Origin of the sequence: Duganella qianjiadongensis, assembly GCF_009857915.1 — a bacterium.
Lineage (GTDB): Bacteria > Pseudomonadota > Gammaproteobacteria > Burkholderiales > Burkholderiaceae_D > Rugamonas > Rugamonas qianjiadongensis.
This window is the reverse complement of sequence record NZ_WWCM01000010.1, coordinates 65946-81539: the sequence shown is the minus strand read 5'-3', so window position 1 is coordinate 81539 and position 15594 is coordinate 65946. Positions and strand designations below refer to the sequence as shown.

The following is a 15594-nucleotide window of genomic DNA, read 5'->3' as shown; positions in this document are numbered from 1 at the left end:
ATTACACAACGAAATCAGGCACATACGCCACTTGACCTAACAGTGCTGCCTTGCTGATCTAACAGTAGCGTTGACGTTTCGTTGACACTAATGTGCCGTCACAGATCGAGCTTTTGCTGCTTGAATGCTGGATCTTCTGGCAAATCATCCGTTGACAAAGCCTTGAGTCCAAGCAGCTCAGCAAACTTTCTAAGACCCGAATCTTCAGAGTATATCGTAGTCGCTCCATGGCATTTTGCGATCGCTACAATCTGATGATCGAACTTAATTTTCTGCCACGGGGCATCCGGCTGAGCTGCTTTCTTGTCACGTGAGCGGATGGCGTCTGCAACGCTAATAGAACATTCGAGTGCCGCTTTCTCGTCGAAAGACGCAATAATAAATGCAGACTTGCCTTTGAAATTGGCAACAACATCCGGGTCTGCCTTGACATAAAATTCTGACAATGCAGGGGTAGGAATGAGAATTTTGGTCTTCGACTTTTGCAACGTGGATATCAAATAGTCGAGCTTCGCCCGTTGACCATCCGGGGTTCTGGCATCAAGAAGTTTGATGAGTATTCCTGCGTCAAAGAGCACCATCAATCTGATCCTCGTATATGAAGGTGTTCTTTGATGGGATCATCCAGTTCGTTCCAGCCATTGCCCTTTGTATTCCGGGCGGCGTTGACTATGTCGGCTATCGGCTTCTCGTCCAAGGACTCCCACCCGCTGATCTTGAACTTCTCCAGCGCCCAAGCGCCATCTTCACCGCGTAGCCAATCTCCTTGGCCGGTGACACGAATAGGACTTGAAAGGTATTTTTTGATAAGTTCGCGAGCCATTTCGCTATTTGCCTCGCACTTATGGATGGTTCCATCCAAGTCCTTGAGCCATACAGGCACAGTGTTATCCTTGCCGCCGATACGAATTACTACCCCGTCAAGAACACCTACCTCCTTCACTCGATAGGTTTTTTGAACAGGCGTGTCTCTACCTGGAAACGCTAGAATCACGGCCCCCTGTGGGTGCTTGATTTCACCGACAGCCTTATCAGATCTAAGCATGCCATTGAGATTTTGATATGCTTTTTTCAGGTCGTCTGGCGCGGCGACATCGTGCACAAGTCGTAAACGTGACTCAACCGCTTCTGTCGCCGATTCTTCCACGACGGCTTTCAAGATCGCACTTCCTGTGCGAATCTCTTTGAAATGCACAGACAACTCGCTGCCATACAGGGCGGCCAACTCGCCCATATATTCGGCAAGCCGGGACATCGGAATGGTCTCCGGCTTGAAAATATCTATACTGAATTCGAGTGCGTTAGGTGTTTCCATGGCGTCACCATACTACAGGTAGGAAATTCGGGAAATCTTGAGTTGCGGATTGCGTGATTATTTTGTGTATTTGTTGTCAAACAATAATTTAAAAGCAAAATAACTGTATCTGCACACAGTATCTGCGATGTTCACGAAATGTCAACGCATTGTCCCATCAATACGAATATGCCGCTGTTCTCGGACGACTGGCATCGTCGCTGGCCGAGATGACCGGCCAAAACGCCCCTACATGCCGCCGTGATGCAAGAAGGGTTCCGCTTCGCTCCAGCCCTCGCGGGCCTCAAATTGCCCTTCGCTCGGCATGCACGCACCAAGGCGGTCTTCAGGAACGATGAGCATCGCTTAGGGCGACCGGGGAAGCCTCGCTCTAGATCGAACCCGACTTGTGATCACCCCGCGGTATTTGATCGGAGACACACACCAATGCGAAGGCTCGCGCGTAAGCAAGTAAGTCGCTGAGCGTGGCCCCGCCTGAAAGGTAAGCCACTTGCAAGGCAAGGAAAGTTCGGTGGCGTCGGCAAGTAGCCCTTCCGGCGCGAAGTTGGCTCGCATGCGTGCCACGTGCTGCGCTCACTCGGCAATCGATATGCTCATTGCTCAGGACCTTCCTCTAACGCTTTTACCCATTCGTCGATCGAAATCGGCGATCATGGAGACTGTCGATCACATAACATCAGGAGTCCCAAGACGCTATTGTATGCGCTCGCATGGAGCCATTCATTTGCTCCCCCTGCCGACCAGCGAATCGGAGCAATGCACATTGGAGTTCCATCACGGTAGACCACAGCACCGCTGGGCGCATCGACCCGGCATGTTGCGTGATGCAGCAATACTGAATGCTCAAGGTTTCTAGCGTCCCGTCGTCGTTGAACGTGCACGGCCATGCAGCGATCCAAGTCGAACACTTCCACCACCTGCAAATGCAATTGCGGAAGATTTCTGATGCGAGTAAGCGGATCGTTGGAGATGCCGACTGTTGGTGGAGCGTACTCAAGCTAGGCTGGCGCGCGCCAAGAGCGAAGGCAAGTCGCGGGGCCGGCCATCGAAGACCACGGCCGAGCAGCGGATGGAAATCATGGCTAAGTACGCAGTCGGTGAGAGCGTGAGCGCACTTGCGCGGCAGTATGCAATATCACGCGCCAATGTCTTAGGGGTAGTCAAATAAACCAGGAAAGGACAACTGTTGTGATGATGGAAATCACAAATCCCGCAATAATCACTGTGCGCACCGTTTCTTGATTCGCATGGCGATTCACCCCATCACCAATAGCGAATGTGCCGGTTGGAAAATAAGTTTTCTTCACCCTCTCAATAGCGACCACTATCAAGGCCGGGATGGAGCCGAGAATGAAACTCTTCCCCCAGCCCTCTAAGGGCATTCCCTCTTTGGGCCACTCCCACTTGATAGGAGCCTTTGTCTTAGCGAGCATGATCAATATGGCAATAATTGCGAGTAAAAGCCAGCCACCGTAAACAATCATCCCCCAAGAAGCTGTGCAAATCCAGGAGTACCATGGGCGCCGTCCGGCGACAAAATCTTCCCAATACTGATTTAGCTTAGTTACAAGGTCTACCTCACCGTCAAGGCTCAGCGTGACATTCGAATGAGTATCTGAATTGAACATAAAGACTGCTGTCTGTTCTCCAGTGTCATCTACTGCCCTAATCCTCAGTTGCTGAATCGCTGCTCGTTCAGGATTGGTATAAGCCTTCAGCTCACCAAAGTTATCAAAGTAACGAGTAATCGTATCGGAGCATTTGATTGAGAACTTCATGCGCGGCAGGTCTTGCACCAAGAATTGGACAAATGTCTCGACGTCCTCAATCCGAAGCACGAAAACGCTTGTTGTTGAGAATGAGCGACTTGCCAGCATATCCCTTATCTTTTTAGAAATTGCCTACACAGTGCCTACATGGCTCATGTAGGAGAGACGGAAAAGAACAAAGGGGTCACACGCAAAGCATGTAACCCCTTGGTTTTAGTAATTAATTCTGGTGCCGACTGCCGGTTTCGAACTGGCCACCTGATGATTACAAATCAACTGCTCTACCAAATGAGCTAAGTCGGCGAAACTTGTACGGGGCGAATTATACGCTATTTAATACGCGTAAGGGTGGGGCGGCCGCCCTTTTTGGGCGGTGTGCCGTCATCGTCCGGCGTGCCGTTCGGCTCGCTTTCCGTGGCCGGCGCAGGGCTGGCCGCAGGGGCCAGCGACAGCGTCGGTGCGCTCTCTTCTTCCTCCTCCGGCTCGGCCTCGTCCATGCCCAGCATAGGCTCGAAGGCCATGCCCTGACCATTTTCGCTGGCGTAGATAGCGATCACATTATTGACCGGCACGAAAATCTCGCGCGATACGCCGCCGAAGCGGGCGTGGAAGCGGATCGCATCGTTGTCCATCTTCAGGCCCGAAGTGGCGCCGAAGCTGATGTTGAGTACGATTTCGCCGTTTTTCACGTATTCCATCGGCACTGTGGCGGCACGGTCGACCTTGACGGCCAGATACGGCGTATAGCCGCTATCGGTACACCATTCGTAAATGGCGCGCAGCATATAGGGCTTGGTAGAAATTTCAGACATGGCTTTCCAGACTGCGATAAAACCCGGCGCGCCGCCAGAACTGGCTGGCAAACGCGCCGATAGACTTCAAGAACAGCAGTACTGCGCTTAGCGGCGCATTACCTTTTCCGACGGGGTCAGCGCTTCGATATAGGCTGGGCGCGAGAAGATGCGCTCGGCGTATTTCATCAGCGGTGCTGCCGTCTTCGACAGTTCGATGCCGTAGTGGTCGAGGCGCCACAGCAGCGGCGCGACGGCGACGTCCAGCATGGAGAACTCGTCGCCCAGCATGTACTTGTTCTTCAGGAACAGCGGTGCCAGCGTGGTCAGGCGGTCGCGGATTTCGGCGCGGGCCTTGTCGTGGCTCTTGTCGTTGCCCTTGGCGCGCTCGCTTTCCAGCGTGTGCACGTGGACGAACAGTTCTTTTTCGAAGTTGAACAGCATCAGACGGGCACGGGCGCGCATCAGCGGGTCGGCCGGCATCAGTTGCGGGTGCGGGAAGCGCTCGTCGATGTACTCGTTGATGATGTTCGATTCGTACAGGATCAGTTCACGTTCCACCAGAATCGGCACCTGACCATAAGGATTCATGGTCGAAATGTCTTCCGGCTTGTTGAACAGGTCAACGTCGCGCACTTCGAAGTCCATGCCTTTTTCAAACAGGACCAGACGGCAGCGTTGCGAAAATGGGCAGGTCGTACCCGAGTAGAGAACCATCATTTTTTATAGTTCCTTAGAAACAAAAAGGATGACGCCGCGAACGGCTCATCCTGAATCGATCGCCCGCCAGTGCGGGCATCGCAAAAACAAGCGCCGGCGAACCGGCGCTCTCGATTTGGTTTACTTCACTTCTTTCCAGAAGGACGCGTTCAAGCGCCATGCCAGGAAGGCGAACAAGGCCATGAACATGACCACTACCACACCAAGTTTTTTACGGGTGGCGGCAGCCGGTTCGGCCATCCACTCCATGTAACCGACCAGATCGCCGACGGCATTGTCATAATCGATCTTGCTCAGTTTCCCTGGAGTAATTTGTTCGAAGCCATCGAACTGGTGCGTCATTTTACCGGCTTCGTGCGGATCCGGCACTTCCTTCATTTTAACCTTTTGTTCACCTTGCAGTTCCCACAGGATATGCGGCATCGCTGCATTGTTCAGTACCAGGTTGTTCCAGCCGGTCGGGCGGGTGTCATCCTTGTAGAACGTACGCAGGTAGGTGTACAGGTAGTCGGCACCGCTGCCGGCATTCGATGCCTTGGCGCGGGCGATGACCGACAGATCCGGTGGTACCACGCCGAACCATGCTTTGGCATCTTTCGGCTGCATGGTGGTGGTCATCATTTCGCCCACTTTTTCACCGGTAAACAACAGGTTAGCCTTGATCTGGTCTTCCGTCAGGCCCAGATCTTTCAGACGGTTGTAACGCATCGAGGACGCATTATGGCAGTTCAGGCAGTAATTGACGAACAGTTTCGCGCCATTCTGCAGGGCAGCCATGTTGTTGGAACGGTCCGGGGCCTTGTCGAGAGCGACGCCGCCTTCGTTGGCCAGTGCCAGTGCCGGCACCAGAGCCAGCATGGCGAGCAGTTTTTTAGGGAAATTCATGTAATGTCCTTTGTGTACTTTAGCCAAGTCGATCAGTGCGCGTGATAAACCACACGGTCCGGCACCTTCTTGAACGTGCCCATGGCGCTCCACCACGGCATGAACAGGAAGAAGCTAAAGTAGAGCAGCGTGCAGACTTGCGAAATAATCGTACGGCCTTCCGTTGGCGGCAGGGTACCGAGGTAGCCCAGCGTCAGGAAGCTCAGGAAGAACACGGCGTACACATATTTGTGCCAGCTTGGACGGTAGCGGATCGATTTGACCGGCGATTTATCCAGCCAAGGCAGGAAGGCCAGAATCACCACCGAACCACCGAAGAACACCACGCCCCAGAATTTCGCATCGAGTACCTGTGGCAGCATACCAACCACGGCCACCAGTGCAATTGCGGCAATCGCAGTCTTGGTGGTGCGGGCCAGATTCGACTTCAGCCAGACGAAGCTGACATAGCCAGCCACGAAGAACATCAGTACCCACATGAAGTCCGCGGTAGTCGCACGCAGCACCGAGTAGAACGCCGTGAAGTACCAGGTCGGCGCAATGTGCAGCGGGGTTTTCAGCGAATCGCCGGGCAGGAAATTGTTGTATTCCAGGAAATAACCGCCCATTTCCGGCGCGAAGAACACCACGGCGCTGAAGATGGTCAGGAAGATCGATACGCCGAACAGATCGTGCACGGTGTAGTAAGGGTGGGAAGGAATCGAATCGACTGGGTGGCCATCGGCGCCCAGGTTTTCTTTCACTTCGATACCGTCAGGGTTGCTCGAACCCACTTCGTGCAGCGCGATCAGGTGGGCTGCAACCAGACCCAGCAGAACCAGCGGAATCGCGATCACGTGGAAGGCGAAGAAGCGGTTCAGGGTCGCGTCGGACACCACGTAGTCACCACGGATCCACAGCGACAGGTCAGGGCCGATCAGCGGAATCGCACCGAACAGGTTGACGATCACCTGGGCGCCCCAGTACGACATCTGGCCCCATGGCAGCAGGTAACCGAAGAAGGCTTCGGCCATCAGACACAGGAAGATGGCGAAACCGAACAGCCAGATCAGTTCACGTGGCTTGCGGTAGGAGCCGTACAGCAGGCCGCGCGTCATGTGCAGGTAGACGATGATGAAGAACGACGAAGCGCCGGTCGAGTGCATATAGCGCACCAGCCAGCCCCACGGCACTTCGCGCATGATGTATTCCACCGAAGCGAAGGCCAGCAGCGCGTCCGGTTTGTAGTGCATGGTCAGGAAGATACCGGTGACGATCTGCAGCACCAACACCAGCATGGCCAGCGAGCCGAAGATGTACCAGAAGTTGAAGTTCTTGGGAGCGTAGTATTTGCCCCACTGGTCGTTCCACAGTTTGCTCAGCGGGAAGCGGTCATCGACCCAGCCCAGCGCTTTTTGTGCCGCCGGCGCGTCGGCCGGGAATTTGGTCTCTTTGAAAGCCGCCATGATTTATGCCTCGCCTTTCTCGTCTTTACCGATCACCAGCTTGGTGTCGCTCAGGAACATGTGACGCGGAACTTGCAGATTGTCCGGTGCCGGTTTGTTCTTGAACACGCGGCCTGCCATGTCGAAGGTCGAGCCGTGGCATGGGCAGAGGAAGCCGCCTTCCCAGTCGTCCGGCAGCGATGGCTGCGGGCCGGGGGTGAATTTCGACGAAGGCGAGCAGCCCAGGTGGGTGCAGATACCGACGGCCACCAGAATTTCCGGCTTGCGCGAGCGGTGTTCGTTACGCGCATATTCCGGGGTGAATTCGTCCGGATTACGTTTCGATTCAGCGTCGGCAACTTTGCCGTCGGTGTTTTTCAGCGAGGCGATCATCTCCGGCGTACGTTTGATGATCCAGACGGGCTTACCGCGCCATTCCACGGTTTTCATTTCGCCCGGATTGAGGCTGCCAATATCCACTTCTACCGGTGCGCCGGCGGCCTTGGCGCGCTCGGACGGCTGGAACGTACTTACCAACGCGCCAGCGGTTGCCAGCCCCACTACACCACCCGCCGCGCCAGTAGCGACGAGCAATCCGCGTCGGCCGGAATCGACCTGCTTTTCGTTACTCATACAAACCCCAATCAGTCAAAGTGCGAACAAAATCCGATACCGCATACACCAAAATCGGAAGCGAAAACCCCGTCTACGGAGCTTCTTGCAACCTTAAATTATAGGGTAAGCAGTTTTCGAACTAAAGAAAAAATCCTCCTCGGGCCCCGCATGTTGCTGCAGAGTGCGCCGTTGTGCGCTTGAATTCTGCAGGGTGATGCCCTACTTAGGGGCGCACAAACGGTAGATATTGATGCAAGACAAATTTATAGCCTAAAACCGCACCAAAATGCGCATCTGATAGCGGTGTTTTGAATCTGATTGAAAAAATAGTATGATCCAAGCGCGGTTTTGTTCACAATTGACCACACAGCGGGGAAAAAGACTATGGCAATGATGCAGGAATTTAAAGAATTCGCGATGAAGGGCAACGTGGTCGATCTGGCCGTCGGTGTGATCATCGGCGGCGCTTTCGGCAAGATCGTGGACTCGCTGGTCGCCGATATCATCATGCCACCCATAGGCAAACTGTTCGGCGGCCTGGACTTTGCCAACTACTACATCGGCCTCAACGGTCAGGCCTCGAATCTGAGTCTGGTAGAGGCCAAGAAACTGGGTGCCGTGTTCGCCTACGGTAACTTCGCTACCATCCTGCTCAACTTCATCATTCTGGCTTTCGTGATCTTCCAGATGGTGCGTCTGATGAACAAGGCGCGCAATCTCAGCAATAAGCAGGCCGAGGCGGCAGCCGAAGCGGCGCCAGCACCGGTACCGGAAGACATCGCCCTGCTGCGCGAAATCCGCGACTCCCTGAAAAAATAACCAGCTGCCGTCCCTGCGACGGCAAGGCCTACGGCGATGCGACGACTCTGGTTATTGTTTGCTCAAACGGTGACCGTGTTACTGGCACTGTATATGGTGTACACCGCCGTAGGACCGGAGCGGCGCCCGCCTGCGCGCGCCCAGCAGATGGGCGATGCCGAGCATCCGGCCGTGATGCTGGAAGCCCGTCCCGCCAGGGCGCCGGTACCTGCTGCCGGTTCCTACCGTGCGGCGGCAGCACGCGCCATGCCGGCCGTGGTCAACATCATCACCAGCAAGAAACCCAAGCGCGGCAAGCATCCGCTGCTGCGTGATCCCTTCTTCAAGAAATTCTTCGGCGAGCGCGACCATGACAGCGATGCCGATGAGGAAGAATCGAGTCTGGGCTCGGGCGTGATCGTTTCGGCCGAAGGCTATATCCTGACCAATAACCACGTGGTGGAAGCGGCCGACGAAATCGAGGTGGTGCTGGCCGATGGCCGCAAGGCTGCCGCCAAGGTGGTGGGCACCGATCCCGAGACGGATCTGGCGGTCATCAAGATCAGTCTGGAAAAGCTGCCGGTGATGGTGCTGGGGCAGGTCGATCAGGCGCAGGTGGGCGATGTGGTGCTGGCCATCGGCAACCCGTTCGGTGTGGGCCAGACGGTCACCATGGGCATCATCTCCGCGCTGGGCCGCAACAATCTGCACATCAATCACTTCGAGAATTTCATCCAGACGGATGCGGCCATCAATTTCGGCAATTCCGGCGGCGCCCTGATCGATACCAACGGCAATCTGCTGGGAATTAATTCGGCCATCTATTCGCAGACGGGCGGCTCGATAGGCATAGGCTTTGCCATTCCTGTTTCCACTGCCAAATCCGTGATGGAAGCCATTATCAAGAACGGGCAGGTGGTGCGCGGCTGGCTGGGCGTGGAGACGCAGGAAATTACGCCGGAACTGGCCAGCAGCTTCGGCCTCAAACGCCAGAGCGGCGCCATCATTGCCGGCGTGGTGAAAAACGGTCCGGCCGATCACGGCGGCGTGAAGCCCGGCGATATTCTGCTGACGGTGAACGAGCAGGCCATCGTCGATACCAACCAGATGCTGAATGTGATCGCCCAGCTGGTGCCGGGTGAAAAAGCCAGCCTCAAAATTTTACGCAAGAATCAGGAAAGCACGCTGACCGTACAGGTAGGCAAGCGTCCCAGCAGCAAGCGATAAGGAAGCCCATGCATTTACGCGATCTCAAACATTTTCTGTCCGAACTGACCGAGAACAACAACCGGCCATGGTTCATCATGAACAAGCCTCGCTACGACATTCTGCGGGCCGAATTCCTGCAAGTGGTCACGGAGATGATTGCCGAGCTGGGCAAATTCGATCCGGCCGTGAAGTTCTGCGATCCCAAGAAAGCCATGTTCCGCATCAACCGCGACGTGCGCTTTGCCCATGACAAGAGCCCGTACAAGACCCGCTTTTCTGCGGCGGTAGCGCCGAACGACATGCGCCGTCCCAGCAAGGCCGGTGGTCCTACCTACTACATGCAGATCGATGCGGCAGGCCGTCTGCTGTTCGGCGCCGGTGAATACATGCCGCCGCCACCCCGCCTGAAAGCGCTGCGCCAGCTGATGGTGGAGGATGCGGCCGGTTTCACCAAAGTGTTGAAAAACAAGAAGTTGCGCGCGACTTTCGGCGATATCCAGAACGAAGGCAAGCTGCAGCGCCCGCCTAAAGGTTTCGATCCCGCGCACGAGCATATCGAGTACATCAAGCTGAAAAGCTTTTTCGTGTGGACCGAAATCGATCTGCCGCTGAACCAGCCGGAACTGCTGGTGCCCACGCTAGTGAGCGGCCTGAAGGATGCGTTTCCGCTGGTGCAGTGGATGCGCACGGCGCAAGAGGAAGTCAGCGCGGAATAAAGGCGGGCGCGTCAGCAACAGGCCAGCGCTCAGCGAGGCTGGACTGCCGCCTGCCTAGCGTTGCACCGCTTCGTCGCGCGGGTCACGGGCTAGCAGGCGTGCCACCATCGCTGGCGGCTGGTCGCCATCGAACAGCACGCCAGCCACGGCGTTGGTGATCGGCATCTCCACGCCCAGCTTGCCTGCCAGTTCGCGCACAGCCTTGGCGCAGGGCACGCCTTCGGCCACATGACCGAGTTCCTGCACGATCTGTTCGAGCGCCTTGCCTTGCGCCAGACCGAGGCCGACGCGGCGGTTGCGCGACAGATCGCCCGTGCAGGTGAGGATCAGGTCGCCCATGCCGGTCAGGCCCATAAAGGTTTCCGTCTGTCCGCCCAGCGTCGCGCCCAGACGGGTAATTTCCGCCAGTCCGCGCGTAATCAGGGCGGCACGGGCATTCAGGCCCAGCCCCAGCCCGTCGGCCACGCCGGTGGCGATGGCCAGCACATTTTTCACGGCGCCACCCACCTCGACGCCCACCAGATCGGTACTCGAATAGACCCGCAGATTGCCGCCATGCACGGTGGCCACCACGCGCTCGCGCAGCGCAGCGTCGGTTGAGGCGATGGTCAGGGCACAGGGCAGGCCGCGTGCCACTTCCTGCGCAAACGATGGACCTGACAGGGCGCCACCGGCCACGCTATCACCCAGCACTTCACGCACGATCTGGTGCGGCAGCAGGCCGGTGTCGTATTCGAAGCCCTTGCACAGCCACACCACATTCGGTATCGGGTAAGCCTTGAGCTGCGCCAGCAAAGGGCGCAGGCCGGCCACCGGGCAGGCGGCGATCAGCAGACTGTCGGGGCGGGCAACGTGGGCCAGCGCAGTAGCGAAATCGCTGCTGATTTTGAGACCAGCCGGAAACGGCTGGTCGGGCAGATAATCCTGATTGACGCGTGCCTCGGCCATGGCGGCCATGGCGGCGCCGTTGCGGCCCCACAGCATGACGTCGTGACGCTGGGCCAACGCCATAGCAACAGCCGTGCCCCAGGCGCCAGCGCCCAGCACGGTTACCTGACGGACAGCCGCCGTTTGTTTAGTTGATTCTTGCATGACACCTCGTTGGCCAGACGGCGCACGCACGCCGTGGCAACATTATATGCCCCAGACTTCGCTACTTTTGACGTAACCGCTCAGGCCGTCGCGATGACGCACCTTGATCCAGCCGTTGGCGGCCGGTTCCATGACTTCGAGCAGCACATCCTTATCGGCTATGAAGGCGGGGCTGGCATTGTCGTCCGCCGTGGCGCGTACTTTCACATTGGCCGCGCGCACGATGACATTGTGTTTGGCGCTCAGGCCTTTGGCTTCGGTCCAGGCCAGCGCGCCTGCCGCATCGCGTACTTTGAGCCAGTCGCCATAGGCCAGCACCACTTCCAGCGGTGCACCACGGGGCACGACGTACAGCTTGCCGCCTTTGGTGGAAGGGGCGTCATACAGGATCACAGGGGCGGCACCCACGGTTTTGAAGTCGAACGCATGGCTACTGGACGCGGCCAGCAACAGGGACAGACTGATCAGGAAACGGGGAAAGCTCATGGGATGCCTAGCAAGGTACGGGAGCGCAGCTGCTCACCTGGGGGTATTGCTGCTGCCGGACGGGCGTCCGGCAGCAGGAACCAGCCAGCTAAGCGCTTGCTTAGTGGGTGGTAGCGCCGTCAGCGGCGGCAGCTGGTGCAGCAGCAGCGGCTTCGGCCATTGCTTGCAGACGTTGCTGGTAGAACACTTCGAAGTTGATTTCAGCCAGATGTACTGGAGGGAAACCGGCACGGGTGATCACGTCAGCGATGTTGGCACGCAGGTAAGGGTAGACGATGTTAGGGCAACCGATGCCCAGCAGCGGATCGAGCTGTTCAGCAGGAATGTTGCGTGCTTCGAAGATACCGGCTTGTTTGCCTTCTACCAGGAAAGCGACCTTGTCTTTGACTTTAGCGGTCACGGTGATGGTGACGGTCGACTCGAAGATGCCTTCGGCCAGTGGCGACGCGCCAACGTCCAGAGCGACTTCGATGCTAGGAGCTTCTTGTTCCAGGAAGATCGCTGGGGAATTTGGTTGTTCCAGCGACAGGTCCTTCAGGTAGACGCGTTGGATTTGGAAAACTGGTTGTTGAGTTTCGTCAGACATGGAACGCTTTCGTTGTAGTGAAATCGAGCGGCTTGCGCCGCTCAGAGAATGTTTGCTTGGTTGTATTGCCATCCAAACGCGAGGGCAATTGTATCAAAATCATTATGATTTCAAAGCATTTCAACCATGCCGACGTTGTATTTGGTGGCGTTTAGCCATTTAACAAGGGGATCAGGCCACCCGCTTGATCAAGCGCATACAGGTCATCGAAACCGCCCACATGGGTGTCACCGATGTAAATCTGTGGCACGGTGCGGCGGCCGGTCTTTTCCATCATGGCCATGCGCTGTTCCGGATCCAGATCGACACGGATTTTTTCCAGCGTGGTCACGCCCTTGGATTCCAGCAGGCGCTCGGCGCGTACGCAGTAAGGGCATACGGCAGTGGTGTACATGATTACTCGGGCAGTCATGGTAATTCCTTCCTTTATTTCACCAGCGGCAGGTTGGCTTTTTGCCATGCAGCAACGCCACCGTCCAGATTGACGACGTCGGTGAAGCCGGCTTTCAGCAGTTTGCCTGCGGCGGCGCCGGAGCGGGCACCGCTCTGGCAGACCAGAATGACGCATTTGCTCTTAGCTTTATCCAGTTCGCCGATACGGCTGTCCAGATCGGCCAGCGGAATGTTTTTAGCGTTGGCTAAGTGACCAGAGGCAAATTCCGTTGCGTCGCGTACATCAACAATGGTGGCTTTGCCGCCATTTATCAAGACCGTGACTTCGTGTGCCGTGGCGCGTTTGCCGCGCTGGGTAAGTACCGGCCAGAGCAGAGCACCGCCCGAAAGAGCCACGATGCCGATGACGAAAATATTATCAATGAAGAATTTCACAGGGATCCAATGGTTTAACTTAATCCGCGCATTATAAAATAGAAGCTGGAAGAGTTCTTGCTGCACCGGTTTTCCGTCCCGTTCACACTTTTTTGAAGATAGTTCACATGTATAAAATCGTATTCATGCGCCATGGCGAGTCCACCTGGAACCTCTCGAACCGTTTCACCGGCTGGACCGATGTTGATCTGACCGAGAAAGGCGTGAGCGAAGCCAGAGCCGCCGGCAAGGTCCTGAAAGACGCCGGTTACAGCTTCGATCTGGCCTACACCTCGGTACTCAAGCGCGCCATCCGCACCCTGTGGCTGGCCATGGACGAGATGGATATGATGTATCTGCCAGTGAAAAACGACTGGCGTCTGAACGAGCGTCACTATGGCGCCCTGCAGGGGCTGGACAAGGCCGAAACGGCCGCCAAGTACGGCGACGATCAGGTGCTGGTATGGCGCCGCAGCTACGACACCCCGCCGCCAGCGCTGGAAGCGGGCGACGACCGCACCTCGTTCAACGACCCGCGCTACGCTGGTCTGTCCAAGGAACAGATTCCGCTGACCGAATGCCTGAAAGACACCGTGGCCCGTGTCATGCCCGTGTGGGAAGAAGAAATCGCTCCGGCTATCCGTGCTGGCAAAAAAATCATCATCTCGGCCCACGGCAACAGCCTGCGCGCCCTGATCAAGATGCTGGACGGTATCAGCGACAACGACATCGTCGGCCTGAACATCCCTAACGGCCAGCCGCTGGTGTACGAACTGGACGAAAACCTCAAGCCACTCCGTCACTACTACCTCGGTGATGCCGATGCCATCGCTGCCGCCCAGGCAGCCGTCGCCAACCAGGGTAAGGCCAAGTAATTTGTCTCAGATTGCTCTCCCACGCGGGCGCGCCGCCCTGCAGCGCGCCGCTGTGCCGCTGCTGGCGTCCTTGCTAGTGTCATTGCTGCTGTCCCTGCCGCTGCAGGGCACGCAGGCGGCCACCTTCGGCAAGACCACCGAACGCAGCAAGCAGAAAGCGGCGGCCGAGGCCGAGCGCGCCGGCTTGCAGCAGAAGCTCAGCGCGCTCAAGAAGGACATCAGCAAGACCGAAAGCGCCAAGGATGATGCGGCCGATACGCTGGCCGAATCGGAGCAGGCGATTTCCGATGCCAACCGTTCGCTGCGCGAGCTGGGGCAGGAGCAGGATGCCACCAACCTGCGCCTGCAGCAGCTGGCGGCCGAGCACGAGCGGCTGGCGCAGGTAGTGGGACAGCAGAAGCAGCAGCTGGCCAGGCTGCTGCGCGAGCAGTACGTAGCGGGCAATGAAGACCGCATCAAGCTGCTGCTCTCGGGCGATAACCCCAACCGCATCAACCGCGATCTGCAGATGATGGCTTATGTATCGCAGGCGCAGGCGCGCTTGCTGGAGTCCCTGCGCGCCAACCTGAAAGCGGTGGAAACCAATCAGGCCGACGCGGAGAACGCCAAGGAAGAGCTGCAGGAAATCGCCGAAGAGCAGAAACAGCAGAAGCAGAAACTGGAACAGGAAAAGGGCCGGCGCGCCACGCTGCTGGCCAATCTGTCGAAGAAGCTGGTGGCCCAGCGCAAGGAAGCGGGCAATCTGGAACGCGACGAACAGCGTCTGGGTGGGCTGGTCGATAAGCTCAACAAGCTGATACAGGAACAGGCCATCGCCGCAGCGGCCGAGAAAAAACGTCAGGAACAATTAGCGGCGGCACGGGCCGAAGCCCGCGCGAAAGCCGAAGCGGAAGCGCGTGCGCAGGCCAGAGCAGCGGCGGCCGAGGCCGAGCGCCAGCGGCTGGCACGCGCCAATGGCGGCAAGGCAGGCAGCGTGAAGCCGGCCGAGGAAGCGAAAGTGGCGGTGCAAAAGCCGGTGGAAGTACCGAAATCTGTGCCGCGTGACGAAGAAGCTGCCAAACCGGCCGATATTGCGCTGGCGCCGGCCGCACCGGCAGGCGCTTTCGCCAGCCTGAAAGGGCAGCTGCGGCCACCCGTGACGGGCAAGCTGGCGGCGAAGTTCGGCAGCAAGCGTGGCGATGGCCCGAGCTGGAAGGGCGTATTCATCCGCGCCAGCGAAGGCGCCGGCATTCAGGCCATTGCGGCCGGGCGGGTGGTGTTTTCCGACTGGCTGCGCGGCTTCGGTAACCTGATCATCGTCGATCACGGTGGCCAGTACATGAGCATTTACGGTAACAACGAGACGCTGCTCAAGCGCATAGGCGACATCGTTAAACCCGGCGATCAGATCGCCACGGCCGGTAACAGCGGCGGGCAGGAAGAATCGGGTCTATACTTCGAGCTACGCCATCAGGGCGCGGCATTCGATCCGGCTGGCTGGATCAAGTTTTAAGGTTTGCGGGAAAA

General features: G+C 57.3%; 18 protein-coding genes and 1 tRNA gene. 5 read left to right on the top strand and 14 right to left on the bottom strand.

The genetic code is table 11. The annotated features are described in order from the left end of the window. Window positions 1–98: 98 nt before the first annotated feature. The 9 genes from GTP27_RS15105 to petA form a co-directional block, all read right to left on the bottom strand. Complete coding sequence (locus tag GTP27_RS15105; RefSeq protein ID WP_161040004.1) at window positions 99–581, bottom strand: type II toxin-antitoxin system VapC family toxin; 483 nt, start codon at window positions 579–581, stop codon at window positions 99–101. After that, window positions 581–1315, bottom strand: coding sequence for an MFS transporter (locus GTP27_RS15100; RefSeq protein WP_161040003.1), 735 nt, complete (start codon window positions 1313–1315; stop codon window positions 581–583). The genes GTP27_RS15105 and GTP27_RS15100 overlap by 1 nt, the downstream gene beginning before the upstream one ends. 1160 nt (window positions 1316–2475) lie before the next feature. Further along, window positions 2476–3192: a hypothetical protein gene (locus GTP27_RS15095; protein ID WP_161040002.1), complete on the bottom strand. Its 717-nt coding sequence runs from the start codon at window positions 3190–3192 to the stop codon at window positions 2476–2478. Window positions 3193–3311: 119 nt separating this feature from the next. Next, a tRNA-Thr gene (locus tag GTP27_RS15090) sits at window positions 3312–3387 on the bottom strand. A 26-nt stretch (window positions 3388–3413) separates the two neighbouring features. Then, window positions 3414–3896 (bottom strand): ClpXP protease specificity-enhancing factor, encoded by a 483-nt coding sequence (locus tag GTP27_RS15085; protein ID WP_161040001.1) that lies wholly within the window; start codon window positions 3894–3896, stop codon window positions 3414–3416. An 87-nt stretch (window positions 3897–3983) separates the two neighbouring features. After that, entirely contained in the window at window positions 3984–4595 is a 612-nt protein-coding gene (locus GTP27_RS15080) for a glutathione S-transferase N-terminal domain-containing protein (RefSeq protein WP_072788101.1), read from the bottom strand. Window positions 4596–4715: 120 nt separating this feature from the next. Beyond that, complete coding sequence (locus GTP27_RS15075) at window positions 4716–5480, bottom strand: cytochrome c1 (protein WP_161040000.1); 765 nt, start codon at window positions 5478–5480, stop codon at window positions 4716–4718. Between the two features lie 32 nt (window positions 5481–5512). Then, complete coding sequence (locus GTP27_RS15070) at window positions 5513–6925, bottom strand: cytochrome b (RefSeq protein WP_161039999.1); 1413 nt, start codon at window positions 6923–6925, stop codon at window positions 5513–5515. Window positions 6926–6928: 3 nt separating this feature from the next. Beyond that, on the bottom strand, window positions 6929–7537 hold the full coding sequence (petA, locus tag GTP27_RS15065) for a ubiquinol-cytochrome c reductase iron-sulfur subunit (RefSeq protein ID WP_155435449.1): 609 nt from the start codon (window positions 7535–7537) through the stop codon (window positions 6929–6931). Window positions 7538–7903: 366 nt separating this feature from the next. On the opposite strand from petA, the gene mscL reads away from it, so the two are divergent. From mscL to GTP27_RS15050, 3 genes are read left to right on the top strand one after another with little or no spacing between them, the layout of a single operon-like run. After that, window positions 7904–8338, top strand: coding sequence for a large conductance mechanosensitive channel protein MscL (gene mscL, locus GTP27_RS15060; protein ID WP_161039998.1), 435 nt, complete (start codon window positions 7904–7906; stop codon window positions 8336–8338). A 36-nt stretch (window positions 8339–8374) separates the two neighbouring features. Then, window positions 8375–9544, top strand: a complete 1170-nt coding sequence (locus tag GTP27_RS15055) for a Do family serine endopeptidase (protein WP_161039997.1) — start codon at window positions 8375–8377, stop codon at window positions 9542–9544. An 8-nt stretch (window positions 9545–9552) separates the two neighbouring features. Further along, window positions 9553–10242 carry a DUF2461 domain-containing protein gene (locus GTP27_RS15050; protein ID WP_161039996.1) on the top strand — a complete coding sequence of 230 codons (690 nt, stop codon included), beginning with the start codon at window positions 9553–9555 and terminating at the stop codon, window positions 10240–10242. Window positions 10243–10296: 54 nt separating this feature from the next. On the opposite strand, the gene GTP27_RS15045 is transcribed toward GTP27_RS15050, so the two are convergent. From GTP27_RS15045 to GTP27_RS15025, 5 genes are all read right to left on the bottom strand, one after another. After that, window positions 10297–11334 (bottom strand): NAD(P)H-dependent glycerol-3-phosphate dehydrogenase, encoded by a 1038-nt coding sequence (locus tag GTP27_RS15045; RefSeq protein ID WP_161039995.1) that lies wholly within the window; start codon window positions 11332–11334, stop codon window positions 10297–10299. Between the two features lie 42 nt (window positions 11335–11376). Then, complete coding sequence (locus GTP27_RS15040) at window positions 11377–11820, bottom strand: SH3 domain-containing protein (protein WP_161039994.1); 444 nt, start codon at window positions 11818–11820, stop codon at window positions 11377–11379. 100 nt (window positions 11821–11920) lie between these two features. Then, on the bottom strand, window positions 11921–12406 hold the full coding sequence (secB, locus tag GTP27_RS15035; RefSeq protein WP_161039993.1) for a protein-export chaperone SecB: 486 nt from the start codon (window positions 12404–12406) through the stop codon (window positions 11921–11923). A 151-nt stretch (window positions 12407–12557) separates the two neighbouring features. Then, the gene (gene grxC / locus GTP27_RS15030; RefSeq protein WP_161039992.1) at window positions 12558–12818 is read right to left on the bottom strand and encodes a glutaredoxin 3; all 261 of its coding nucleotides are present in this window, start codon (window positions 12816–12818) and stop codon (window positions 12558–12560) included. 14 nt (window positions 12819–12832) lie between these two features. Further along, window positions 12833–13234: a rhodanese-like domain-containing protein gene (locus tag GTP27_RS15025; protein WP_161040106.1), complete on the bottom strand. Its 402-nt coding sequence runs from the start codon at window positions 13232–13234 to the stop codon at window positions 12833–12835. Between the two features lie 107 nt (window positions 13235–13341). On the opposite strand from GTP27_RS15025, the gene gpmA reads away from it, so the two are divergent. Further along, window positions 13342–14088 carry a 2,3-diphosphoglycerate-dependent phosphoglycerate mutase gene (gene gpmA, locus GTP27_RS15020; RefSeq protein ID WP_161039991.1) on the top strand — a complete coding sequence of 249 codons (747 nt, stop codon included), beginning with the start codon at window positions 13342–13344 and terminating at the stop codon, window positions 14086–14088. Window positions 14089–14182: 94 nt separating this feature from the next. Further along, the gene (locus GTP27_RS15015) at window positions 14183–15580 is read left to right on the top strand and encodes a murein hydrolase activator EnvC family protein (protein ID WP_161040105.1); all 1398 of its coding nucleotides are present in this window, start codon (window positions 14183–14185) and stop codon (window positions 15578–15580) included. The last annotated feature ends 14 nt before the right edge of the window (window positions 15581–15594 follow it).

What these genes read in the sequence shown, in the direction of transcription:
- GTP27_RS15055 (WP_161039997.1), top strand. Translation starts at nt 8,375, where the DNA reads ATGCGACGACTCTGGTTATTGTTTGCTCAAACGGTGACCGTGTTACTG.
- GTP27_RS15045 (WP_161039995.1), bottom strand. Translation starts at nt 11,334, where the DNA reads ATGCAAGAATCAACTAAACAAACGGCGGCTGTCCGTCAGGTAACCGTG.
- GTP27_RS15070 (WP_161039999.1), bottom strand. Translation starts at nt 6,925, where the DNA reads ATGGCGGCTTTCAAAGAGACCAAATTCCCGGCCGACGCGCCGGCGGCA.
- GTP27_RS15085 (WP_161040001.1), bottom strand. Translation starts at nt 3,896, where the DNA reads ATGTCTGAAATTTCTACCAAGCCCTATATGCTGCGCGCCATTTACGAA.
- GTP27_RS15080 (WP_072788101.1), bottom strand. Translation starts at nt 4,595, where the DNA reads ATGATGGTTCTCTACTCGGGTACGACCTGCCCATTTTCGCAACGCTGC.
- petA (WP_155435449.1), bottom strand. Translation starts at nt 7,537, where the DNA reads ATGAGTAACGAAAAGCAGGTCGATTCCGGCCGACGCGGATTGCTCGTC.
- grxC (WP_161039992.1), bottom strand. Translation starts at nt 12,818, where the DNA reads ATGACTGCCCGAGTAATCATGTACACCACTGCCGTATGCCCTTACTGC.
- GTP27_RS15075 (WP_161040000.1), bottom strand. Translation starts at nt 5,480, where the DNA reads ATGAATTTCCCTAAAAAACTGCTCGCCATGCTGGCTCTGGTGCCGGCA.
- mscL (WP_161039998.1), top strand. Translation starts at nt 7,904, where the DNA reads ATGGCAATGATGCAGGAATTTAAAGAATTCGCGATGAAGGGCAACGTG.
- GTP27_RS15100 (WP_161040003.1), bottom strand. Translation starts at nt 1,315, where the DNA reads ATGGAAACACCTAACGCACTCGAATTCAGTATAGATATTTTCAAGCCG.
- GTP27_RS15095 (WP_161040002.1), bottom strand. Translation starts at nt 3,192, where the DNA reads ATGCTGGCAAGTCGCTCATTCTCAACAACAAGCGTTTTCGTGCTTCGG.
- GTP27_RS15105 (WP_161040004.1), bottom strand. Translation starts at nt 581, where the DNA reads ATGGTGCTCTTTGACGCAGGAATACTCATCAAACTTCTTGATGCCAGA.
- gpmA (WP_161039991.1), top strand. Translation starts at nt 13,342, where the DNA reads ATGTATAAAATCGTATTCATGCGCCATGGCGAGTCCACCTGGAACCTC.
- GTP27_RS15050 (WP_161039996.1), top strand. Translation starts at nt 9,553, where the DNA reads ATGCATTTACGCGATCTCAAACATTTTCTGTCCGAACTGACCGAGAAC.
- GTP27_RS15040 (WP_161039994.1), bottom strand. Translation starts at nt 11,820, where the DNA reads ATGAGCTTTCCCCGTTTCCTGATCAGTCTGTCCCTGTTGCTGGCCGCG.
- secB (WP_161039993.1), bottom strand. Translation starts at nt 12,406, where the DNA reads ATGTCTGACGAAACTCAACAACCAGTTTTCCAAATCCAACGCGTCTAC.